The organism is Pseudomonas sp. R2-37-08W (genome assembly GCF_003851705.1).
Lineage (GTDB): Bacteria > Pseudomonadota > Gammaproteobacteria > Pseudomonadales > Pseudomonadaceae > Aquipseudomonas.
Genome location: NZ_CP027728.1, coordinates 580412 through 602013 on the forward strand (window position 1 = coordinate 580412; position 21602 = coordinate 602013).

18 protein-coding genes and 1 riboswitch are annotated in these 21602 nt (G+C 61.4%); of the genes, 11 read left to right on the top strand and 7 right to left on the bottom strand.

Annotated elements, in window-relative coordinates:
* Both C4J93_RS02430 and C4J93_RS02435 read left to right on the top strand, forming a co-directional pair.
* Positions 1-1149, top strand: coding sequence for a glycosyltransferase family 4 protein (locus C4J93_RS02430; RefSeq protein ID WP_124428501.1), 1149 nt, complete (start codon positions 1-3; stop codon positions 1147-1149).
* The gene (locus C4J93_RS02435; RefSeq protein ID WP_124365593.1) at positions 1146-2027 is read left to right on the top strand and encodes a glycosyltransferase; all 882 of its coding nucleotides are present in this window, start codon (positions 1146-1148) and stop codon (positions 2025-2027) included. The genes C4J93_RS02430 and C4J93_RS02435 overlap by 4 nt, the downstream gene beginning before the upstream one ends.
* 105 nt (positions 2028-2132) lie before the next feature.
* Here the strand turns inward: C4J93_RS02435 and C4J93_RS02440 are convergent, their stop codons facing one another.
* Entirely contained in the window at positions 2133-3998 is a 1866-nt protein-coding gene (locus C4J93_RS02440; RefSeq protein WP_124428502.1) for a bifunctional O-antigen ligase/aminoglycoside phosphotransferase family protein, read from the bottom strand.
* 158 nt (positions 3999-4156) lie between these two features.
* Here C4J93_RS02440 and msbA point away from each other — a divergent pair, with 158 nt between their 5' ends.
* The 3 genes from msbA (at position 4157) to C4J93_RS02455 (ending at position 8523) form a co-directional block, all read left to right on the top strand.
* Complete coding sequence (gene msbA / locus C4J93_RS02445) at positions 4157-5962, top strand: lipid A export permease/ATP-binding protein MsbA (RefSeq protein ID WP_124365595.1); 1806 nt, start codon at positions 4157-4159, stop codon at positions 5960-5962.
* Between the two features lie 208 nt (positions 5963-6170).
* Positions 6171-7595 (top strand): bifunctional D-glycero-beta-D-manno-heptose-7-phosphate kinase/D-glycero-beta-D-manno-heptose 1-phosphate adenylyltransferase HldE, encoded by a 1425-nt coding sequence (gene hldE, locus C4J93_RS02450; protein WP_124428503.1) that lies wholly within the window; start codon positions 6171-6173, stop codon positions 7593-7595.
* A complete protein-coding gene (locus C4J93_RS02455; protein WP_124360986.1) occupies positions 7588-8523 on the top strand; it encodes an NAD-dependent epimerase/dehydratase family protein in 936 nt (311 codons plus the stop codon). Before hldE ends, C4J93_RS02455 begins: the two co-directional genes overlap by 8 nt.
* Positions 8524-8591: 68 nt before the next feature.
* Here the strand turns inward: C4J93_RS02455 and C4J93_RS02460 are convergent, their stop codons facing one another.
* From C4J93_RS02460 to C4J93_RS02475, 4 genes are read right to left on the bottom strand one after another with little or no spacing between them, the layout of a single operon-like run.
* A complete protein-coding gene (locus tag C4J93_RS02460) occupies positions 8592-9560 on the bottom strand; it encodes a metal ABC transporter ATPase (RefSeq protein ID WP_124413669.1) in 969 nt (322 codons plus the stop codon).
* Between the two features lie 41 nt (positions 9561-9601).
* Entirely contained in the window at positions 9602-10414 is an 813-nt protein-coding gene (locus C4J93_RS02465; RefSeq protein ID WP_124428504.1) for an aldo/keto reductase, read from the bottom strand.
* Positions 10411-11586, bottom strand: a complete 1176-nt coding sequence (locus C4J93_RS02470; RefSeq protein WP_124428505.1) for an FAD-binding oxidoreductase — start codon at positions 11584-11586, stop codon at positions 10411-10413. The genes C4J93_RS02465 and C4J93_RS02470 overlap by 4 nt, the downstream gene beginning before the upstream one ends.
* A 55-nt stretch (positions 11587-11641) precedes the next feature.
* The gene (locus C4J93_RS02475; protein WP_124369364.1) at positions 11642-11977 is read right to left on the bottom strand and encodes a multidrug efflux SMR transporter; all 336 of its coding nucleotides are present in this window, start codon (positions 11975-11977) and stop codon (positions 11642-11644) included.
* Positions 11978-12080: 103 nt separating this feature from the next.
* Here C4J93_RS02475 and C4J93_RS02480 point away from each other — a divergent pair, with 103 nt between their 5' ends.
* A complete protein-coding gene (locus tag C4J93_RS02480; RefSeq protein ID WP_124428506.1) occupies positions 12081-12971 on the top strand; it encodes a LysR family transcriptional regulator in 891 nt (296 codons plus the stop codon).
* Positions 12972-12994: 23 nt separating this feature from the next.
* Complete coding sequence (gene waaA / locus C4J93_RS02485; protein ID WP_124428507.1) at positions 12995-14272, top strand: lipid IV(A) 3-deoxy-D-manno-octulosonic acid transferase; 1278 nt, start codon at positions 12995-12997, stop codon at positions 14270-14272.
* 123 nt (positions 14273-14395) lie between these two features.
* Here the strand turns inward: waaA and C4J93_RS02490 are convergent, their stop codons facing one another.
* Positions 14396-15835: a TolC family outer membrane protein gene (locus C4J93_RS02490; RefSeq protein WP_124360993.1), complete on the bottom strand. Its 1440-nt coding sequence runs from the start codon at positions 15833-15835 to the stop codon at positions 14396-14398.
* Between the two features lie 195 nt (positions 15836-16030).
* Positions 16031-16136, top strand: a riboswitch (TPP riboswitch).
* A gap of 148 nt (positions 16137-16284) precedes the next feature.
* Here C4J93_RS02490 and thiC point away from each other — a divergent pair.
* A complete protein-coding gene (gene thiC, locus C4J93_RS02495; RefSeq protein WP_124369367.1) occupies positions 16285-18189 on the top strand; it encodes a phosphomethylpyrimidine synthase ThiC in 1905 nt (634 codons plus the stop codon).
* Positions 18190-18323: 134 nt separating this feature from the next.
* Positions 18324-19613 carry a putative hydroxymethylpyrimidine transporter CytX gene (cytX, locus tag C4J93_RS02505; protein WP_124428508.1) on the top strand — a complete coding sequence of 430 codons (1290 nt, stop codon included), beginning with the start codon at positions 18324-18326 and terminating at the stop codon, positions 19611-19613.
* Here cytX and C4J93_RS02510 read toward each other — a convergent pair.
* Positions 19582-20328, bottom strand: coding sequence for an RsiV family protein (locus C4J93_RS02510; protein WP_124428509.1), 747 nt, complete (start codon positions 20326-20328; stop codon positions 19582-19584). The genes cytX and C4J93_RS02510 overlap by 32 nt on opposite strands.
* Before the next feature lie 194 nt (positions 20329-20522).
* On the opposite strand from C4J93_RS02510, the gene C4J93_RS02515 reads away from it, so the two are divergent.
* Positions 20523-21140: an NUDIX domain-containing protein gene (locus tag C4J93_RS02515; protein ID WP_124360997.1), complete on the top strand. Its 618-nt coding sequence runs from the start codon at positions 20523-20525 to the stop codon at positions 21138-21140.
* A complete protein-coding gene (locus C4J93_RS02520) occupies positions 21131-21580 on the top strand; it encodes a DUF1249 domain-containing protein (RefSeq protein WP_124369369.1) in 450 nt (149 codons plus the stop codon). Before C4J93_RS02515 ends, C4J93_RS02520 begins: the two co-directional genes overlap by 10 nt.
* Positions 21581-21602 lie beyond the last annotated feature (22 nt).

Here is a 21602-nt window from a genome sequence, read left to right on the forward strand (position 1 = left end):
ATGAAGCCGCGTTTCAAGGTTTTGCAGTTACAGCCGGACTACAACGTCAAGACCCATGATTTCGCCGACCTGGGTGAGCAGATCGTCAAATCCCTGCCGGTTGAGCGTTTCGAGGTGACCTCCGGTTTTCTCAGTGGGCGTCCGCAGCCAGGCCAGCCCTTGAGCGTGGCCGAGCACTCCCACTATTTCGAGTTGCCGGAGAAGTCCCTCAAGGGCATCCGCTTTGGCGCCATGTGGCAGATCTACAAGTATTGCCGCGAGCAGAAATTCGACGTGGTCATCTGTAACCGCTTCAAATCGGTGAACATGATGCTGTCGCTCAACCGTTGGCTGAAGATCCCGTTGTGCATCGGCATCTCCCACGGTTTCGGCGAGTATGCCCGTGGCTATCGCCGGCGCCAGACCCGGCGTTGGGTCAGCCCCGCCTGGCGGTTCGTCGGTGTGTCAGAGGCGGTGAAGGATTACCTGGTGGACCTCAACTGCGGGTTCACCCGTGAGAACACGACCTATGTGACCAACGCGATCGATATTCCCCAGGCAGAGGCTTTGCAGCTGTCCCGCGAGGATGCCCGCCAAGCTCTGGGCCTGCCGATGGACGCACGCATGGTCGGCGCCCTCGGCCGCCTGGTGCCGATCAAGGGCCACACCCATTTGCTGCAAGCCTTTGCCACCCTCAAGGACAAATACCCTGAGGCGCAGGTGGGCATCATTGGTTCCGGGCGTGCCGAAGCCGATCTGCGCGCCGACATCGAGCGCCTGGGCCTGACGGGCCGTGCGCATTTGCTGGGCTTTCGCGAGGACGGCATGAAGTACGTGCGCGGTTTCGACATCTGGACCATGCCATCGCTGTTCGAAGGCCTGGGCCTTGCGCTGCTGGAAGGCATGAGCGGCCACTTGCCGGTGATCGCGTCCAACGGCCCTGCGATGCTGCCCCTGGTGCAGGGCGCGGGCGGCTTGTCCCATGACCCAGGCAACGTCGAGCAATTGGCCGAGGCCCTGGATACCTATCTGGCGCTGAGCGATGAGCAGCTGCGCGCCAAGGGTGAAGAGGTGTTCCGCTATCTGGAAGCCAACCACACCCTCGACGAGTTCAAGCACAAGTACCTGGCCCTGATTGAAACCGGTTTGCGTGAAGTAGGTAGAGCATGAATCAGCAGCAACCCCTGGTCTCGGTGATCATTGCTTCCTATAACCATGCCCGGTACATCGAGCAGAGCATCCTCAGCGTGTTGGGGCAGACCTACCCCCATATCGAGTTGTTGGTGGTGGACGATGGTTCCAAGGATGACAGCGTCGAGCGCATCCGGCGCTTGCAGGCCGAACACGGTTTTGATTTTCAGGTGCAACAGAATCAGGGCCTCAGCGCCACCCTCAACGGCGCGATCGCTCGCGCCAAGGGCAGCCTGATCGCACCGTTCGGTTCGGATGACATCATGCTGCCGGACCGTATCGCCACTCAGGTGGCGTATATGGAGGGCAAGCCGAAGGTGGGCATGTGCGCCGGCAACATCGAGCTGATCGATGGCGATGGCAACCTGCACCCGGAGAAGAAGCAACGTCGCGATGTGCCGTTTCGCAGTCTCGATTTTGACGACATGTTCATGGACCGCAAGCCGTTCCCACCGGCGCCCACCATGCTGATTCGTCGGGACGTGCTGGAGGAGGTCGGCGGTTTCGACCCGCAGATTCCCCTCGAGGACCTGCTGATCCAATTGAAGATCACGGCGGCTGGCTACACCATCGACGCCCTTGACGTGGTGATGGCGCAGTATCGGCAGCACGGCAGCAACACCTACAAGAACCACCGCTACATGATCCAGAACATCCTCAAGACCTACGCCAAGTTCAGCGACCACCCGGCCTATGACGCAGTGCGCTACAACTTCCTGAACTCGATGTTCTTAAAGACCGCCCAGCGCGACCGGCCGTTGGCGCGCGAGATTCTCAAGCAGATTCCACTGAAGTTCTGGGGCCGCAAAACCTTGCGCGGGTTGGTGCGGCTCTACCTGGCACCGCTCAAAAGCTGAGGCGCTCCCCCTGTAGAGCAAGCTTGCTCGCGAAAAACCCGAGGACACTGCGGGCAGTCTGAATGCCCGCGTTATCGTTGACGATCTTCGCGAGCAAGCTCGCGCCTACAGGTGCTTATCACCTGAATGGGCCAGGCTGCGTACCTGCTCGCGAATTTTCGCAGTGGCCGTTGGGCTCGCAACCGTTGCGTAGCCCTTCACCAGCTGCTCGAAGTGCGTTTCGAACAGCCAGTTGCGGTCCTGCGGATAGCGCTGCATGTGGCGCAAATTACGCTGGCGCAATGCGTAGCGCAGGGGCGACGGGAAGATGCGCAGGTCGGCGACGTCAATCAGGCCGAACTCACCGTCGTCCATCAGCAACACGTTGCCCAGGTGCAGCGAACGGAAGTACACGCCGCGCTCATGCAATTGCGCCATGAACCGACCAAAACGCTCGACCAGCGATTCGCGCAGGCTGCTGTCCAGGCTTTGCAGGGCCTGGCGCAGGGTCAGGCCGGGCAGGGGCGTGTAGGCCACGGCGCTGCTGGCATCGGGCAGGGAGTAGAGCCCGAGGATGTGTGGTGCGGGGATGCCCAGGGTGCGCAATTGCTCGCTGTTGCTGGCAAAGCGCTCTGAATACGGGTTGAAGCTACCGGAGGTGTACCAGCGGCGTGGGCGGAACAGCTTGAGGAAGCTGCCATCTTCCAGGCGCAGGACTTTTGGCCCGAGGCCATCGGCTTCGATTACATGGGCATTGCTGCACAGCTGGTCGAATGCCTGAGGCTTGATCGATTGCACAGGCATGCGCAGCAGGCTGCGGTGGCGCTGGGCGACGCTCAGGCCGGCAATGATTGCCAGCGGGATCCACAGCAGGAACCAATGCTCCTTGGGTCGCGACAGGATGCCGCCGCCTTCAGTCAGGCCGGCACCGATGCCGTAGGCCAGCAAGGACGATGCAAGGATGAACAGCGGCTGTGCGCGCTCTTTCAGACCTTTATACAGGCCCCACCCGAGCATGAAGGCCCACGGGATGAAGCCAATGATACCGACGTAATAGAGCACGCCGAGGGAGAAGCTGTGGGGCTCGCGAAGTTGGTCGCCAACTGCCAGAGTCAGATACAGCTCGGAATCGTAACTATGACCGATCCACGGATGCTCTGCGATTAGGTGCAACGACATGCGCCACAGCTCAAGGCGGAACGAGCTGCCTCGTTCTGTGATCGATTCAGGGTAAAACACCAGGAGCGCGACAGCACCCAGGATCATGCCGCTGAGAAGCAGTGCCGAGCGCCGGTTACGGCTGAGAAAGCTCATCCACAGGATGGCAAGCGTCAGTGCTACAAGCGGCGTGCGTGAACCGGTCGCCAGCACGGCCGTGGCCATGATCGCAAGGGCTGGTACGCTGAACCATAATACCTTCTGTCGCTGGGTGGTCATGCAAGTGTATAGCCAATAAACCGTGAAAAAACCAAAAAGGTGCGAGCTGAGCAACGGGTTGTCGAGGGCGCCAAGACCGCCGATCATGCGCATGCCGGGTTGGAATCCCTTGGCGAACGCCACCAGGTTCCACAGGCTTACCACTAGCGCAATGGCAGCGGCACTAAAGAAGATCGGTTTGAACAGTTCATTGCGATAATGCAGCAACAGCCCGCAGCCACCAAACAGCATGAATGTGTTCAGCGGGCGTTTGAACAGGTCGGTGTCGGTACTGGGCTCCGGGCTCCAGAGCAGGCTCGTCAAGGCCCAGGCAGAAAACAACAGGAACGCGAGGGCAATAGGCTCGCGCAACAAATCCTTAAGTTCCTTGGGACGCATGCACAACAGGAACAAGGTGGGCACGCTGAACAGGATGTAGAAAACCCGGTGCAGTACGTTACGGTTGCCGACGAAGAACAGTGCACTCAAGAGCAGCAGCAAGCCAACAGGCAAAATCCATAGAACCAGGAAGTCGAAAACGCGATTTGAGCCATAGATAAGGCGCTTGGAGTGCATAAAGTAGAGCCATTCCAGATAGAGAAAGCCGACTATCTTAAGCTAGTGGCTAAGTAGTGTCGCCGGTCGAGTCCAACCGGGCCGCGGGTTACACGGGGTGCAAGTACAACAGAGAAGCTGTGCTAAAGTCAGCCTCCTTTTTCAAAACGCCGCGTGATATGACCGACTCCAGTCCGAGCGCAAGCCCTTCGAGCTTGAAAATATACTTCCGCCTGCTCAGTTACGTTAAGCCTTATATGGGCTTGTTCGCGTTGAGTATCCTTGGATTTCTGATTTTCGCGTCGACCCAACCGATGCTGGGTTACATCCTCAAATACTTCGTCGACGGCCTGTCCAACCCCGAAGCCGTGCTGTTCCCGACGGTGCCTTTCCTGCGCGACCTGCAGCTGCTGCAGGCGGTGCCGCTGCTGATCATTCTGATCGCGGCCTGGCAAGGCCTGGGTTCGTTCCTGGGCAACTACCTGTTGGCCAAGGTCTCCCTGGGGCTGGTCCACGATTTGCGCGTGCAGTTGTTCAACAACCTGCTGACGCTGCCAAACCGTTACTTCGACAACCATAACTCCGGCCACCTGATTTCCCGCATCACCTTCAACGTGACCATGGTCACGGGGGCGGCAACCGATGCCATCAAGGTGGTGATCCGCGAAGGCATGACAGTGATATTCCTGTTCGCCTCGCTGCTGTTCATGAACTGGCGCCTGACGCTGGTGATGATCGCCATCCTGCCGTTGATTGCGGTCATGGTCAGCACGGCCAGCAAGAAATTCCGCAAGCAGAGCAAGAAGATCCAGGTGGCCATGGGTGACGTCACCCACGTCGCCTCGGAAACCATCCAGGGCTACCGCGTGGTACGCAGCTTCGGCGGCGAGGTCTACGAAGAAAAAAGATTCTTCAAGGCCAGCCAGAGCAACACCAACAAGCAATTGCGCATGACCCGCACCGGGGCAATCTACACGCCGGCGCTGCAACTGGTGATCTACTCCGCGATGGCAGTGCTGATGTTCCTGGTGCTGTACCTGCGAGGCGATGCGTCGGCCGGTGACATGGTGGCCTACATCACCTTGGCCGGTTTGTTGCCCAAACCGATCCGCCAACTGTCGGAAGTCAGCTCGACTATCCAGAAAGGCGTGGCCGGTGCCGAAAGCATTTTCGAACAGCTGGACGAAGAGGTGGAGGTCGACCACGGCACCCTCGAGCGTGAAAAAGTCAGCGGTCGCCTGGAAGTGCGCAACCTGAACTTCACCTACCCCGGCACCGAGCGCCATGTGCTCAAGGACATCAGCTTTACCGCCGAGCCTGGGCAGATGATCGCCCTGGTGGGGCGCTCGGGCAGTGGCAAGTCGACCCTGGCCAGCCTGATCCCGCGGTTCTATCACCATGAAAGCGGTGAAATCCTGCTCGATGGCATCGAGATCGAAGACTACAAGCTGCTCAACCTGCGCAAGCACATTGCCCAGGTGACCCAGCACGTGACCCTGTTCAGCGACACCGTGACCAACAATATCGCCTACGGTGACCTGGCCGGCGCGCCCCGCGAAGACGTCGAGGCGGCGGCGGCAGATGCCAACGCCAGGGACTTCATCGACCAGTTGCCCAAGGGCTTCGATACCCAGGTCGGCGAGAACGGCGTGCTGTTGTCCGGCGGCCAACGCCAGCGCCTGGCGATCGCCCGTGCCCTGCTCAAGAATGCGCCTGTGTTGATTCTCGACGAAGCCACCTCGGCCCTCGACACCGAGTCCGAGCGGCATATCCAGGCCGCGCTGGACAAGGTCATGCAGGGCCGCACGACGCTGGTGATCGCACACCGCTTGTCCACCATCGAAAAGGCTGACCTGATCCTGGTGATGGACGACGGTCGGATCGTCGAGCGCGGCACCCACGGCGAACTGTTGGCGCAGAACGGCTATTACGCCCGCCTGCATGCCATGGGCCTGGATGCGCCGGTACCGGCCGATATCACCTGATCTGAAATACGCACACATCTACTGTGGGAGGGGCTTGCCCCCGATAGCGAAGTGTCAGCTTGCAGAAGTGCTGGCTGATACAGCGCCATCGGGGGCAAGCCCCCTCCCACATTTGCCCTGCGCTATATTCGGCGTCGCGCCAGTCGCAAGCCAGCGCAAACCCTGTGCTAATATCGCGCCCCTGTTCATTTTGTATGTGGGTTGCTCCATGAAGTTGTCCATGCCGCGATTCAATCAAGCCCCTGTCTTGGTGGTCGGCGATGTCATGCTCGACCGTTACTGGCATGGTGGTACCTCACGGATTTCCCCTGAGGCGCCGGTACCGGTCGTCAAGGTCGAGCAAATCGAAGACCGTCCAGGTGGCGCTGCCAACGTCGCCCTCAATATTGCCGCGCTCGGCGCCCCGGCCTCTCTGGTGGGTGTGACCGGTGACGACGAAGCGGCCGACAGCCTGGCCAACAGCCTGCGCGGGGCGGGCGTGCGCGCATTATTCCAGCGCATCGCTCATCAGCCGACCATCGTCAAGCTGCGAGTCATGAGCCGTCACCAGCAATTGCTGCGCATCGATTTCGAAGAACCCTTCGCCACCGACGCCCTGGCCCTCAATAGCCAGGTAGAGGAGTTGCTCGAAGGCATCAAGGTGCTGGTGTTGTCTGACTACGGCAAAGGCGCCTTGAAGAACCACCAGGTGCTGATCCAGGCCGCCAAGGCCCGCAACATTCCGGTGCTGGCCGATCCCAAGGGCAAGGACTTCTCGATTTATCGCGGCGCCAGCCTGATCACGCCAAACCTCAGCGAGTTCGAAGCCGTCGTCGGTGGTTGCGCCGATGAGCACGAGCTGGTGAGCAAGGGCGCGGCGCTGATGGCCGATCTTGAGCTCGGCGCCCTGCTGGTGACCCGTGGCGAGCACGGCATGACCCTGCTGCGTCCAGGCCATCCGGCGATGCACCTGCCGGCGCGTGCGCGGGAAGTGTTCGACGTCACCGGCGCCGGTGACACGGTGATTTCCACCCTGGCCGCGTCCATCGCCGCGGGTGAGGAGCTGCCCCACGCCGTGGCCCTGGCCAACCTGGCGGCGGGCATCGTGGTTGGCAAGCTGGGCACCGCTGCCATCAGCGCACCCGAGTTGCGCCGCGCCATCCAGCGCTCCGAAGGCTCGGAACGCGGGGTGCTGGGGCTCGAGCAATTGCTGTTGGCGATTGACGACGCTCGCGCCCATAACGAAAGCATTGTCTTCACCAACGGTTGCTTCGACATCCTGCACGCCGGCCATGTGACTTATCTTGAGCAAGCGAGCGCCCAGGGCGATCGCCTGATCGTCGCGGTCAACGATGACGCGTCCGTCAGTCGCTTAAAAGGCCCTGGCCGCCCGATCAATAGCGTCGACCGGCGCATGGCGGTACTGGCGGGTTTGGGTGCGGTGGACTGGGTGATCAGCTTTTCTGAAGGCACCCCGGAAAACCTGTTGGCCCAAGTCAAGCCAGACGTGCTGGTCAAGGGTGGTGACTATTCCGTCGACCAGGTAGTGGGTGCGGACATCGTCAGCGCCTACGGTGGCACGGTCAAAGTGTTGGGGCTGGTGGAAAACAGCTCGACCACAGCTATCGTCGAGAAGATCCGTAATAATGATTGATACTAAAAAGTGGGTTCTGATCACCGGTGGCGCTGGCTTTATCGGTTCGCATTTGGTTGATGCGCTGCTTGCGAGAGGCTATTGGGTGCGCGTGCTGGATAACCTATCCACGGGCAAGCGAAGCAATTTGCCGCTCGATAACCGGCGAGTCGATCTAATTGAAGGTGACGTCGCCAATGCCGAAGAGGTGGAGCGGGCCGCTGTAGGCGTGACGGCGGTGGTGCACTTGGCGGCGGTAGCTTCGGTACAAGCATCAGTGGATGATCCAGTCGGCACGCATCAGAGCAATTTCGTAGGTACCTTGAATGTCTGCGAAGGCATGCGCAAGGCCGGCGTAAAGCGTGTGGTATTTGCTTCCAGCGCAGCTGTGTATGGCAACAATGGGGAAGGTGCTTCGATTGAAGAGGAGACTGCTAAAGCTCCGTTGACACCTTATGCTTCGGACAAGTTGGCAGGTGAGTTCTACTTTGATTTCTATCGCCGTCAGCATGGCCTGGAACCGGTGATTTTTCGCTTTTTCAATATTTTCGGACCACGCCAGGATCCGTCATCACCGTACTCTGGCGTGATCAGCATTTTTAGCGAGCGTGCCCAACGAGGTTTGCCTATTTCGGTGTTCGGCGACGGTGAGCAGACCCGCGATTTCATGTACGTTGAAGACTTGGTCGAGGTACTGGTGCAAGCCGTCGAAGCGCCAGGCGCACCCTTTGGGGCTATTAACGTCGGCTGGAACCGCACCACCACCCTCAAGCAGGTCCTGCACGCGTTGGAAGAGGCGCTGGGCTCGTTGCCTGCTGTGACGTACGAGCCGGCGCGCCCCGGAGACATTCGGCATTCAAGGGCGAATAACCAAAGGTTGCTGGCCAGTTTCAAGCCGCCTGAGCCTACTCTCTTGAAGGTTGGCCTGGAGCGTTTGTTGAACGGCTGACGTCTCTCCATGTAGGAGCTGGGTGGGTAGAGCCGTCCGGCTTGCTCCTTAGCGATAGCATTAACGCTTCAGTCCCTGGCTTTTTTTTTCGGCACGATCTTGCGCAGCATCTGCTGCGCCTTGCCGGTCAAGCGCTTAAGCTTCGACTCTTTTTCCGGTTCTGCCAGGCCTTGCTGGCGCAGCCAGTCCTTCCAGCGAATCCGCTCATCACGCACCAGCCAGCCCTCCTGCTGGGCGAAGCTTTCGGCCAGGTACAGACCACGCGTGCTCGCCGGGTACAACTGATCTTTCTTGACCGTGTACAGCTCGGCCAGCGGCTCGCCGTCTTTGAGCGGCATCAAGTACAGATCCGGACGCTGTCGATCCAGGCGCGCCACCAGTTGGTCACCTTCCAGGCGCTCATCCACATGAAACAGGCTCAGCGACTTGGCCTCTTTCGGCACTTCCAGGCGCAGATCGTAAATCAGCTGCAGTGACGCCGTCGGCAGGTGCACATAGGCCCGTGGGCGCTCGATCAATTGGGTGGTCGCACAGCGCACCGGGCGCGCGGCGCCGGACAGCGGGCTCAGGCGAAACGGCAACGCTTCACGGTAATGCAGCGCGGCGGAGTAGGGCGCCGGCAGCCACGTGTCGTTGAAGCGCCCGCCGAGCCAGCCTTCCGGAGTTTCCAGCAAGCACTCTTCGGCAATTTCCTGGATGGCGGTATGCAGCGGCAGGTTCAGTTCATGGGCCGGGACGTAGCCGGAGATCAGCTTGAGCACCACATCGCCGCGATCCTGGCGCCGCTGGCGCACCAGAACCCAGTAATCCTTGTTTTGCCAGTGCAGCGTCAGGCGCACCGAGACGCCGAGGTTCGCCAGCTCCAGGGTGAAGCGTTCGGCGTCCGGCACCTCGACCGGCTTGCGCCGTTGCAGGGTCTGGGCGAAGTTGAGCGGCATGCCGACGCTCTGGTAGCTCAGGCCTTCGGGTGTGGCTTCTACGTGCAGCGGCAGTGTCTTGAAGTTGCTGGGGTTCTTTCTTATGAGCGTACGCGGCATGTCGGCTCCTTTTTGCGACGGGGTCGGCCGCGTGGGCGGCATCAGAGTTGACGGATGACTCGGGCAGCGGTTGCCACGTTATGGGCCAGGTGCAGCGGATTAATGGTCCCGACAATAGCACTGGCGACGCCCGTTTGCGCAAACAACAACATGAAACTGGCCTGAATTGGATCCATTCCAGGCTCCAGGCACACGTGGCCGCTGGCCAGGGCTTTTTTCACCAGGATGCCCTTGCCATGGGCCGCCGCGTATTCAATGACGGCTTTTTCAGCTTGCTCGTTCAAATTGTAAGTGACCATTGCGCAATCACCCTGTTCCAGCGCCTTCACGCCGCCTTCAACGGTCTTGCCGGAGAAGCCGAAACCGCGAATCTTGCCCTCTTTTTTCAGCGCCGCCAGGGTCTGGTACACCTCGCACTCATTGAGGATATGCAAGTCGTTACCGTCGGAGTGCACCAGCACCAGGTCGATAAAATCCGTTTCAAGTCTTTTCAGGCTGCGCTCGATCGACATCCGCGTATGGGCAGCGCTGAAATCGTGGCGGGAAACGCCCGCTTCGAATTCCTCACCGACCTTGCTGACGATCACCCAATCCTTGCGCTGGCCGCGCAGCAGAGGCCCGAGGCGCTCTTCGCTGCGGCCGTAGGCGGGCGCGGTGTCGATCAGGTTGATGCCCAGCTGGCGCGCCTGGCGCAGCAACATCCGCGCCTCGTCGTCATCTGGAATCTTGAAGCCGCTGGGATATTTCACCCCTTGGTCGCGGCCCAGCTTGACGGTGCCCAGGCCCAGCGGCGACACCAGCAAGCCGGTGCTGCCCAGGGGGCGATGCAGGTCGTGCAGGGTTGGCAGGCTCATGGCAACAGTTGCTCCCAGGCGGGTTGGCCAATAGCCGGCTTTGGCAGCTCGGGCAGGGGGGCGCTGGCGCTTGGGCGGATGCCATCGCGTTCCAGGCTGTTGATCACGCGGTCGGCGAAGTCCGGTGCCAGGGCCAGCTTGGTCGGCCAGCCCACCAACAGGCGACCCTGTTCGGCAACGAAGGCATTGTCGGGACGGGTCAGGCCCGATTGCAGTGGCTCGGCGCGGTTGACGCGCAGGGTGGCCCACTGGGTCTGGCTCATGTCGATCCACGGCAACAACTGGGCAAGCTCTTTCTGGGCGGTGGCGATCTGCTCTTGCGGCGTGCGTGCCACGCCGTCGGCCTCGGCGATATCGCCACCGATGTACCACACCCAGCGACCGTCGGCGGCCGGGTGGGTGGTCACGGTCAGGCGCGGCTTGGTGCCGCCGCCCAGGCAGTGGGCATACAACGGCTTGAGGCCCGGGCCTTTGGCGATGATCATGTGCAGCGGGCGGGTTTGCATCGCCGGCTGGCTCAAGCCCAGGGCCGCCAGCAGCTCTGCCGTACCGGCGCCGGCGCTCAATACAATGCGCTGGGCGCGAACGTCGCGGCCATCAACCTTCAAGCCGACCAGCGTGTCGCCGTCGAGCAGCGGTTCGATCTGCCGGCCTGCGAACAAACCGTCACCGGCCAGGTGCGCCAGGCGTTCAATCAGGCTCGGCACGTCCACTACCAACTCCGCCAGGCGATAGACTTTGCCCTTGAAGCGGCGATCTTGCAGCGCCGGGGGTAGTTCGTCGCCCTTGACCTGATCGACGCGACCACGCACGGCCTTGCTGGCGAAAAAGCTGGTGAGATTACCGGCGAGGGTGCCGGGGGACCACAGGTAGTGGGCTTCGGAGAGCAGGCGCACGCCGGACAGGTCCAGCTCGCCAGTGCCGGCCAGGGCTTCACGCCAGCGGCGCGGCATGTCGGCAATCGCTTCGGAGGCGCCGGTGAGGGCGCCGTGCAGGGCGTATTTCGCACCGCCGTGGATGATTCCCTGGGACTTCACACTTTGCCCGCCACCCAGGGTCGCGCTTTCCACCAGCACCGTGGAAAACCCCTGGCGGCGCAGGCGCGCATTGAGCCAGAGGCCGGCAACCCCGGCGCCGACAATCAGAACGTCGGTGGAAATAACGGATGGCATCGGCGACCTCAATGTTCAAGACAAGAGGCGCAGTATACAGGCTGTTGAGTGGTGGTCAGTGACCGGCGGTTTTCGAGAACAGCTGAATCACCACTACGCCCAGCACAATCAGGCCCATCCCCAGCATGGCCGGGATGTCCAGCTTCTGCCCGTAGATGAACAGCGCTGCAACGCTGACCATCACGATGCCCATCCCCGCCCAGACGGCATAAGCCACGCCCACCGGCACCGTGCGCACCACCAGCGTGAGCATCCAGAACGCCACGCCGTAACCGACGATCACCAGCAACAGCGGAATCGGCGTGCTCCAGCCCTTGATGGCTTTCATGGAAACGGTTGCGATCACTTCCGAGCAGATGGCGATGGCCAGGTAACAGTAGGCGGCGTTCATGGTGCGTTCCTCAAGGTGAAGCTCGTTTGATAAGGTCGGCATTCTAGAGGTTCAACAGATGGGGTAAAGTCATTACCTATCCGAATTCAAGATAGGTTCAGCCATGAGCGTGCAGTGGGATCTGGAACAGATGCGCCTGTTTGTCAGCGTAGCCGAGCAGCGTTCGTTCTCTGCCGTGGCGCGCGGGCAACGCAAGGCGCAATCGGCCATCAGCAACGCTATTGCGATGCTGGAGGCGGACCTCGGCGTCAGCCTGTTCGAGCGTAGCAGCGGCCGCCAGCCGCGCCTGACTGAAGCCGGCGGTGTGTTGCTGGAGGAGGCGCGTGAAGTGCTGCGCCAGTGCGAGCGCCTGACGGGACGGGCGTTGTCGTTGACCCGTGGCGAGGAAGCGTGCCTGCGCCTGGCCCAGGACGAGGCGATGTTGTTCCAGCCGGTGCTCGACAGCTTGGAAGCGCTGGCCGTGCGCTATCCGTTGCTTGAAGTGCAGCTGTCCAGCGCCGCTCAGGGCGATGTGGCGCGCAAGTTGGTGGAACGCCAGGCCGACCTGGGCCTGTTGTTCTACCACGACCAGATCCCCGAAGCCCTCGAACGGCGGGTGGTGGGCAGTGTGGAAATGGTCACGGTGTGTGGAGTGAATCACCCATTGGCCACGGAAAAGTACGTGGATTGCCAACGACTGGCGCAGTTTCGCCAGTTGCTGATGTCGACCCAGACCAGCGTCTACCCCGGCAGTGAAGCCGCCAGCCCGCTGGTGTGGCGGGCCGACAGCTTCTACGTATTGGCCGAATGGCTGATGAGCGGCCTTGGTTGGGCGTGGTTGCCACGGCATATCGTGCAATACCCGACCTACCAGCAACAGATGGTTGAACTGGACAGCGAATGGACCCCGCCGGCGCTGGTGGTTGAACTGGTGTGGCGCCGCGATGAGCCCCTTGGGCCCGCCGCGCGTTTTTTGGCGGAACGTTTTGCCGAGTGCCTGCAGGCGATCGACTGAAAAAGCCGATAAACTCCGCCGCCATGAATAGAACTCTCTACAGCTGTCTGTTTTACCTCGCGCTGCCGTTGGTGGCTTTACGTCTATGGTTGCGCGCGCGCAAGGCGCCGGCCTATGCCAAGCGCGTGGGCGAGCGGTTTTCCTATGGCTTGCCGGTGATGCAGCCCGGCGGCATCTGGGTGCATGCGGTGTCGGTGGGCGAAAGCATTGCCGCCGCGCCGATGATCCGCGCCCTGCTGGAGCGTTATCCACAGTTGCCGATGACCGTCACCTGCATGACGCCCACCGGTTCCGAGCGCATCCAGGCGCTGTTCGCCAATGAGCCGCGCATTCAACATTGTTATCTGCCGTACGACTTGCCCTGCGCCGCCAAGCGTTTCCTCGACCGGGTACAGCCTAGGCTCGCGGTGATCATGGAGACCGAGTTGTGGCCTAACCATATTCACGCCTGCGCCCAGCGCGGTATTCCGGTGGCCCTGGCCAATGCGCGGTTGTCGGCGCGCTCGGCCAAGGGCTACGCCCGGTTTGCCAGGCTGACCGCGCCGATGCTGGCGCAAATGAACTTGATTGCGGTGCAGACCGAGACCGAGGCCGAACGCTTTCGCAGCCTCGGCGCGCGTCCTGAAACCGTTGAAGTCACCGGCTCGATCAAGTTCGACCTGACCGTCGACCCGCAACTGCCGGCCCGCGCCGCCGCCCTGCGCGAACAATGGGGTGCCGGCGAGCGGCCGGTGTGGATCGCCGCCAGCACCCACGAAGGTGAAGACGAAGTCGTGCTTGCGGCCCATCGCCAATTGCTCGCCAGCTATCCCAATGCCTTGCTGATCCTGGTACCGCGTCACCAGGAACGCTTTGACCCGGCCTTTGAGCGTTGCGTGCAGCAGGGCTTTGCCACGGTACGTCGTTCCAGTGGCGAGCCGGTCACCGCAAACACCTCAGTGTTGCTCGGCGACACCATGGGCGAGTTGCTGTTTCTCTACGCCTTGGCCGACAGCGCCTTTGTCGGCGGCAGCCTGGTCCCGACCGGTGGGCACAACCCGCTGGAGCCGGCCGCGCTGGGCAAGCCGGTGATCATGGGGCCGCACCTGTTCAACTTCCTGGAAATCACCGCGATGATGCGCGACGCCGGGGCGTTGCGTGAGGTGGATGATGCAGAAGGCTTGGCCGAGGCGGTGCGGCAGCTGTTCGAGTTGCCACAGGATGCGCGCAGGATGGCAGAGGCGGGGTTGAAGGTGATGCAGGCCAACCAGGGCGCGCTTAAGCGCTTGCTGGATGGGCTGGACAGACTGATAAATCACTGAATCAACACTGAACCAACTGTGGGAGGGGGCTTGCTCCCGATAGCGGTCTGTCAGCTCAAGTAGTTTTGACTGACACTCCCTCATCGAGAGCAAGCCCCCTCCCACATTGGTTTTGCAGTGTTCTCAAGAACCTGGGCGGGCCTTCAATTGCTCGGCGGCGGCTTTGGCCAGGTCCGGTGGCAGGAAGTCCTTGTCCGGGTTGTAGTCGGCCTTGAGGTAGCGCGTCAGGTCCTGCAGATCCCCTGGGTTCAACGTGCCCGCAGCCTGCTTCAAGCGCAGGTTGTCGAGGATGTAGTCGTAGCGGCTATTGTTGTAATTGCGCACCGACGCATAGAGCTGGCGCTGGGCGTCGAGCACGTCGACGATATTGCGCGTGCCCACCTGATAGCCGATTTCCGTGGCTTCCACCGCACTCTGGTTGGAGATGATCGACTGGCGGCGCGCCTGTACCTGCTCCACGTCGGTATTCACCGCGCGGTGCAGGTTGCGGGTGTTTTCCACGACCTGGCGGCGCAGGCCTTCGCGTTGCTGTTCGGTCTGGCCCAGGCGCGAGTAGGACTCACGGACCTGGGAGCTGGTCAGGCCGCCGCTGTAGATCGGAATGTTCAGGCGCAGGCCGATGGTGCGCTGTTCGACGTCACCGCGATAGGGCGTACCGAACGCATTCGGGTTGCTGAAACCCAGGGCATCGTTATCGCCTTTTTCGTACTGCGCCACCGCGTCCAGGGTCGGCGCGTGGCCCGCCTTGCGCTGCTTGAGGGTTTCTTCGGCGGCGGTGACGGCGTAGTTGCTGGCCAGCAAGTTCAGGTTCTGGCGGCCGGCGGTTTCGACCCAGGCCTTGGCGTCGTTCGGCAGCGGCGGCAACACCGGCAGCGTATGGACAATGCCCTGGATCGAATTGTATTGGCGATTGGTCAGGGTGATCAGCGCCTCGAAGGCGTCTTCCACCTGGCGCTGGGCGAGGATACGGTTGGCCCGTGCCGTGTCATAGCTGGCCTGGGATTGCAGCACGTCGGTCTTGTCCGACAGGCCCACATCGAAGCGTTCATTGGACTGGTCCAACTGACGCTTGAAGGCATTTTCTTCGGCCTTGGTCGAGGCCAGGTTGTCTTGGGCGCGCAGCACGGCGAAGTAGCTTTCGGCGCTCTGCAGGATCAGGTTCTGTTCGGTCGCCGAGAGCTGCAGCGCCGCCTGCTCGTTGGTGGCTTCGGCAGCTTGCAACTGGAACCAGCGGTCGGCACGGAACAGCGGCTGGCTCAGGGTTGCACGCCAGGAGTGCGCATCGCGATTGGCGGTGGCGGCCGGCGTGTCGATCTGGGTGCGTACGTTGTTGATATCAGCGCCGCCGGTCAGGTTCGGCAGCAACCCGGCGCGGGCCTGGGGCACCACTTCTTTCTGCGCGCCGTACTGGGCGCGTGCGGCGGCCAGATCAGCGTTGTTGTCCACCGCTTCCTGATAGACGCTGACCAGGTCGGTCCTGGCAGACAAGGGCGCTTCAGCTGCCCAGACCATTGTGTGGGTCGCACAAGACACGGCAACTGCCAGTGAAAGTTTGCGCAGCATGAGTCGATCCCTGAGTAAATATTACGATGATAATTTGTTAGCCAAGGCTACGGTGACCCAACTGGAGCGTCAAGCCTTGAGGCAGCTCCGGAGTGTAGTGGCCGGACCGCGGCACAACAATCCTGCAATCACGCCATTTATCGTGCCCAATGCGGCGCCATTGGCAATTTGCCCACGCCATGGTCTAGACTGGCCGCGTTCTTGTCGGGGTGCCTTGTTGGAAGGCTGAGATCGGTAAATACCGGATCCCGTTGAACCTGATCAGGTTAGCGCCTGCGTAGGGAACAAGATTTCTCGTCACCCGGCGAGTCCTCTTGTGCTTCGTCCGGGATGTTGTTCGACAATCGAACAGCCCTCGTGCGCCAAGCACAGCACTGGTTCCAGTGCCTCCGTCCGTCACAGGTTCGCTCCGACAAACATCCACCGCCTGGAGAGTTGGAGAGCCCGTGATGAGCACAGAAATAAAAAGTACAAAGCTGAAAAACACCGTGCACCTGAGTGAATCGGCCAAGGTCGACTCCGGCTCCGTGCAGCCGTTTACCCGCTCGCAGAAAATCTACGTACAAGGCACTCGCCCGGACATTCGTGTGCCGATGCGCGAGGTCAGCCTGGATGTGACGCCCACCGATTTCGGCGGCGAAATCAACGCGCCCGTGGTGGTCTACGACACCTCCGGTCCGTACACCGACCCCAACGTGATCATCGACGTGCGCAAAGGCTTGGGCGATGTGCGCTCGCCCTGGATCGAATCCCGTGGCGACACCGAGCGCCTGTCGGGCCTGAGTTCGCACTTCGGTCAACAGCGCCTGAGCGATGCCGAGTTGACTGCCCTGCGTTTCGCCCATGTAAAGAACCCGCGCCGCGCCAAGGCCGGGGCTAACGTCACGCAGATGCACTACGCGCGCAAGGGCATCATCACCGCCGAGATGGAATACGTTGCCATCCGCGAAAACATGAAGCTTGAAGAAGCCCGCGCCGGTGGCTTGCTTGACCAGCAGCACGCCGGCCACAGCTTCGGCGCCAGCGTGCCGAAAATCATCACCCCTGAATTTGTGCGTGAAGAAATCGCCCGTGGCCGCGCGATAATTCCGGCCAACATCAACCACACCGAATTGGAACCGATGATCATCGGCCGTAACTTCCTGGTGAAGATCAACGGCAACATCGGCAACAGCGCGCTGGGCTCGTCCATTGAAGAAGAAGTGGCGAAACTGACCTGGGGTATTCGCTGGGGTTCGGACACGGTGATGGACCTGTCCACCGGCAAGCACATCCACGAAACCCGCGAGTGGATCATCCGCAACTCGCCGGTGCCGATCGGTACTGTGCCTATCTACCAGGCCCTGGAAAAAGTCGGCGGCGCCGCCGAAGACCTGACCTGGGAGCTGTTCCGTGACACCTTGATCGAACAGGCCGAGCAGGGCGTCGACTACTTCACCATCCACGCCGGCGTGTTGTTGCGCTACGTACCGCTGACCGCCAAGCGCGTCACCGGCATTGTGTCCCGTGGCGGCTCGATCATGGCCAAGTGGTGCCTGGCCCACCACAAAGAGAACTTCACCTACACGCATTTCGACGAGATCTGCGAAATCATGAAGGCCTATGACGTCAGCTTCTCCCTAGGCGACGGCCTGCGCCCTGGCTCGATCGCCGACGCCAACGACGCCGCGCAATTCGGTGAACTGGAAACCCTTGGCGAGCTGACCAAGATCGCCTGGAAGCACGACGTGCAAACCATGATCGAAGGCCCGGGCCACGTGCCGATGCAGTTGATCAAGGAAAACATGGACAAGCAGCTGGAGTGCTGCGACGAAGCGCCGTTCTACACCCTCGGGCCGCTGACCACCGATATTGCGCCAGGCTATGACCACATCACCTCCGGTATCGGCGCGGCGATGATCGGCTGGTTCGGCTGCGCCATGCTCTGCTACGTCACGCCCAAGGAACACCTGGGCTTGCCGAACAAGGATGACGTGAAGACCGGCATCATTACCTACAAGATCGCGGCGCATGCTGCCGACCTTGCCAAGGGCCATCCGGGTGCGCAGATACGCGACAACGCGCTGAGCAAGGCACGCTTCGAGTTCCGCTGGGAAGACCAGTTCAACCTCGGCCTGGACCCGGACACCGCGCGTTCCTATCACGACGAAACCCTGCCGAAGGATTCGGCCAAGGTCGCGCATTTCTGCTCGATGTGCGGGCCGAAATTCTGCTCGATGAAGATTACCCAGGAAGTGCGTGAGTACGCCGCTAACCAGCGCATTGAAGCGGTGGATGTGGACGTGGCCAAGGGCCTGGCAGAGCAGGCGGAGCGGTTCAAGCAGGAAGGCAGTCAGCTGTACAAAAAAGTCTGAAACCCATGATCGTTCCCACGCTCCGCGTGGGAATGCATCCCGTGACGCTCCGCGTCACAAAGGCGGACGCAGAGCGTCCAAAGCGGCATTCCCACGCAGAGCGTGGGAACGATCAGCCCCTCAGAGATACCCCCTTGAACATTCAACCGAGTACCTACTCCCCCGACATCGCGGTGCCCACCGACAAGCGCGTCTTCGGCGCCCGCGACCTGTTCTCCCTGTGGTTCTCCCTCGGCATCGGCCTGATGGTCCTGCAAACCGGCGCGCTGTTGGCGCCGGGCCTGGGTTTGTCCGGCTCATTGTTGGCCATCTTCCTTGGCACCCTGGTGGGCGTGCTGTTGCTGGCATCCGTCGGTGTGATCGGCAGCGACACCGGCTTGTCCGCCATGGCCGCACTCAAGCTCAGCCTCGGTGCCAAGGGCGCCAGCCTGCCGGCGCTGTTGAACCTGTTGCAATTGATTGGCTGGGGCTCGTTCGAAATCATCGTGATGCGCGATGCCGCCAGTCTGCTGGGCACAAGAGCGTTCAGCGAAGGCAGCCTGCTGGCGAGCCCCTTGCTGTGGACGCTGTTCTTCGGCGGCCTTGCCACCTTGCTGGCGGTGAGCGGCCCGCTGACCTTCGTGCGCCAGGTCCTGCGCAAATGGGGTATCTGGCTGCTGCTTGCGGCCTGCCTGTGGCTGACCTGGAACCTGTTCGTCAAGGCCGACCTCGCTGCCCTGTGGGCCCAGGCCGGTGATGGCTCGATGCCGTTTGCGGTGGGCTTCGACATTGCCATCGCCATGCCGCTGTCCTGGCTGCCGTTGATTGCCGACTACTCACGCTTCGGCAAGCGCGCCAAAAGCGTGTTCGGCGGCACTGCGCTGGGGTTCTTTGTGGGTAATTTCTGGCTGATGAGCCTGGGGGTGGCCTACACCCTGGCATTTGCGCCAAGCGGTGAGGTCAATGCATTGCTGCTGGCCCTGGCCGGCGCCGGCCTGGGTATTCCGCTGTTGCTGATCCTGCTGGACGAGTCGGAAAACGCGTTTGCCGATATTCACTCGGCAGCGGTGTCGAGCGGTATTCTGCTGCGCTTGAAGGTCGAGCACCTGGCGTTGGCTATCGGTGTGCTTTGCACCCTGATTGCCTGCTTTGCGCCCTTGGCGCAATACCAGAACTTCCTGTTGCTGATCGGTTCAGTATTTGCGCCACTGTTCGGCGTGGTACTGGTGGATCACTTCATCCTGCGCCATCGGCGCCAGGGCGCGGTGACCCAGCTGCACTGGCCAGCGCTGGTGGCCTGGCTGGGCGGCATCGCTACCTATCATGTGCTGGCCAACCTCTATCCGGATATCGGCGCAACCCTGCCGGCATTGCTGCTGGCGGGGCTGCTGCAGTTCATCCTGGGGCGGGCGGTCAGTGGCGCGCGGGCATCAGTTCAGGCTTGATCACACCGGTCAGGCGCGCATAGGGGATGGTGATTTCGATCAACCCCTGTGCATACGGGGCGATGGTGCTCACGTTGTACTTGAGCACCACGCCGCCACTGGTCAAGGCCACGTTCGGGGTTTTCTGGAACGGCCAGTTCTTCACGAACTCCGGATCGCGGTCCATTTTGGTATTGATCAACCAACTGTTATGGGCAACTTTTGCCGTATTCCAGAAGGCCTGCTCCTGGCCGGGCAACAGCATGTCGGCCAGGCCCAGCTCTTTATGCAGCACACGTGAATAGTTGATGAACCCGCGGCCAGGCTCACCGTGGGCCACGCCGGTGTCCAGGTAGCTGGACACTTCGACGATCACCAGGGCGTCATGCTGCTCGCGTACCTTGGCCTGCAAATACATGCTGTGGCGGTCGGGGGATTCGCGCAGGAACTTGTCCCGGTAGGCATTCAGGGTTGCCGGAACGCTGGCGCCGGGGCTGGTGCGGGTCATTTGCAGCAAGCGCTGCTCCACCAGGCTGTCGAGTTGCGGGTCGGCGGGGAAATGCACGGTATCGATGTTCACCAGCGGGCAATCAGGGCTGCCGCAGCCGGGCCTGGTTTGCTCCGACTTGTCGGTGGTAACGTCCAGCGGCTTGAGCTGGCTGGGTTGGAACAGGCTCTGGCAGGCACCCAGGGTCAAGGCAATACAAGCCACGGAGGCGATTTTTAAAAGCGACATGTGTGTCCTTCGTAAATCGATGGAAAGCGAAAAGAGTAGCGCTTGGACTGCCAACAGGACCGCCAGTTCGCCACTAGACTGATTAGAGTGAGTTTGACGCCCGCCGTCTATCCCGGCAACCGGAAAGGGGCTGCGCCAACCTGCATGGGCGCGTTAGGATGGCGCCCATTGCACGGCTTATGACGAGGAAGGATATGACGGATTTTACGAAGTCGACGCCGAATAAAATCGAGATTGTTCAGCGCGACTCTGCCTACAAGGGCTTCTACCAGCTCGATCGCGTGCAGTTGCGCCACGAGAAGTTCGACGGCGGCATGAGCCGCGTGATCAATCGTGAAGTCTTCGTGCGCCATGATGCGGTGTGCGTGCTGCCCTACGACCCGCAGCGCGATGAAGTGGTGCTGATCGAGCAGTTCCGCGTGGGCGCCATGGGCCGCACCGACAACCCCTGGCTGGTGGAAATGGTCGCCGGCCTGATCGACAAGGACGAGCAGCCGGAGGAGGTTGCACACCGCGAAGCCGAGGAGGAAGCTGGGCTGACGTTCTCCGCGCTGTGGCCGATCACCAAGTATTTCCCCTCGCCTGGCGGCAGCACCGAATTTGTCCACTTGTACCTGGGCCGTTGCGACAGCTCCCAGGCCGGTGGTATCCATGGATTGGAAGAAGAGGCAGAAGACATCCGCGTCACCACCTGGGCATTCGAAGATGCCTTGCAGGCGGTACGCGACGGTAAGATTTCCAACGCAGCCAGCATTATCGCCCTGCAATGGCTTGCGCTTAATCGCGCGGAAGTGAGGGGGTTATGGCAGTAAAGGCACGGGAACGTTATCGGGTCGACCTGATCGGGCTGCAAGCCGCGTGCGAGGCCAACTACGCGCGGCTGATGCGCCTGCTGCCCGACATGCGCCACGCGCCCGAGGCGCGGCGCATTGCCGTGACCCACGGCGACCAGATGCTCGGCGTGCTGGCCCTGGAAGTCATCGTCAATTGCCCGTACACCACCACCCTGCGCGTGCGCCAGGAACACAGCCTGCCGTGGCTGCCGGTGCCGGAGCTGGAAGTGCAGGTGTACCACGATGCGCGCATGGCCGAAGTGATCAGCGCCGAACATGCACGGCGCTTTCGCAGCATCTATCCTTACCCGAATGTGTTCATGCACCAGCCCGACGAGAAAGCCCAGCTCAATGTGTTCCTTGGCGAATGGTTGAGCCACTGCCTGGCCTTGGGCCATGAGTTCGAAGTCGTGCGGTAGATGTGAACGGTGTCCGTTTGTC

Excerpts from the sequence above, each read along its gene's own strand:
- C4J93_RS02430 (WP_124428501.1), top strand. The coding sequence starts at position 1 with ATGAAGCCGCGTTTCAAGGTTTTGCAGTTACAGCCGGACTACAACGTC.
- C4J93_RS02435 (WP_124365593.1), top strand. The coding sequence starts at position 1,146 with ATGAATCAGCAGCAACCCCTGGTCTCGGTGATCATTGCTTCCTATAAC.
- C4J93_RS02440 (WP_124428502.1), bottom strand. The coding sequence starts at position 3,998 with ATGCACTCCAAGCGCCTTATCTATGGCTCAAATCGCGTTTTCGACTTC.
- msbA (WP_124365595.1), top strand. The coding sequence starts at position 4,157 with ATGACCGACTCCAGTCCGAGCGCAAGCCCTTCGAGCTTGAAAATATAC.
- hldE (WP_124428503.1), top strand. The coding sequence starts at position 6,171 with ATGAAGTTGTCCATGCCGCGATTCAATCAAGCCCCTGTCTTGGTGGTC.
- C4J93_RS02455 (WP_124360986.1), top strand. The coding sequence starts at position 7,588 with ATGATTGATACTAAAAAGTGGGTTCTGATCACCGGTGGCGCTGGCTTT.
- C4J93_RS02460 (WP_124413669.1), bottom strand. The coding sequence starts at position 9,560 with ATGCCGCGTACGCTCATAAGAAAGAACCCCAGCAACTTCAAGACACTG.
- C4J93_RS02465 (WP_124428504.1), bottom strand. The coding sequence starts at position 10,414 with ATGAGCCTGCCAACCCTGCACGACCTGCATCGCCCCCTGGGCAGCACC.
- C4J93_RS02470 (WP_124428505.1), bottom strand. The coding sequence starts at position 11,586 with ATGCCATCCGTTATTTCCACCGACGTTCTGATTGTCGGCGCCGGGGTT.
- C4J93_RS02475 (WP_124369364.1), bottom strand. The coding sequence starts at position 11,977 with ATGAACGCCGCCTACTGTTACCTGGCCATCGCCATCTGCTCGGAAGTG.
- C4J93_RS02480 (WP_124428506.1), top strand. The coding sequence starts at position 12,081 with ATGAGCGTGCAGTGGGATCTGGAACAGATGCGCCTGTTTGTCAGCGTA.
- waaA (WP_124428507.1), top strand. The coding sequence starts at position 12,995 with ATGAATAGAACTCTCTACAGCTGTCTGTTTTACCTCGCGCTGCCGTTG.
- C4J93_RS02490 (WP_124360993.1), bottom strand. The coding sequence starts at position 15,835 with ATGCTGCGCAAACTTTCACTGGCAGTTGCCGTGTCTTGTGCGACCCAC.
- thiC (WP_124369367.1), top strand. The coding sequence starts at position 16,285 with ATGAGCACAGAAATAAAAAGTACAAAGCTGAAAAACACCGTGCACCTG.
- C4J93_RS02510 (WP_124428509.1), bottom strand. The coding sequence starts at position 20,328 with ATGTCGCTTTTAAAAATCGCCTCCGTGGCTTGTATTGCCTTGACCCTG.
- C4J93_RS02515 (WP_124360997.1), top strand. The coding sequence starts at position 20,523 with ATGACGGATTTTACGAAGTCGACGCCGAATAAAATCGAGATTGTTCAG.
- C4J93_RS02520 (WP_124369369.1), top strand. The coding sequence starts at position 21,131 with ATGGCAGTAAAGGCACGGGAACGTTATCGGGTCGACCTGATCGGGCTG.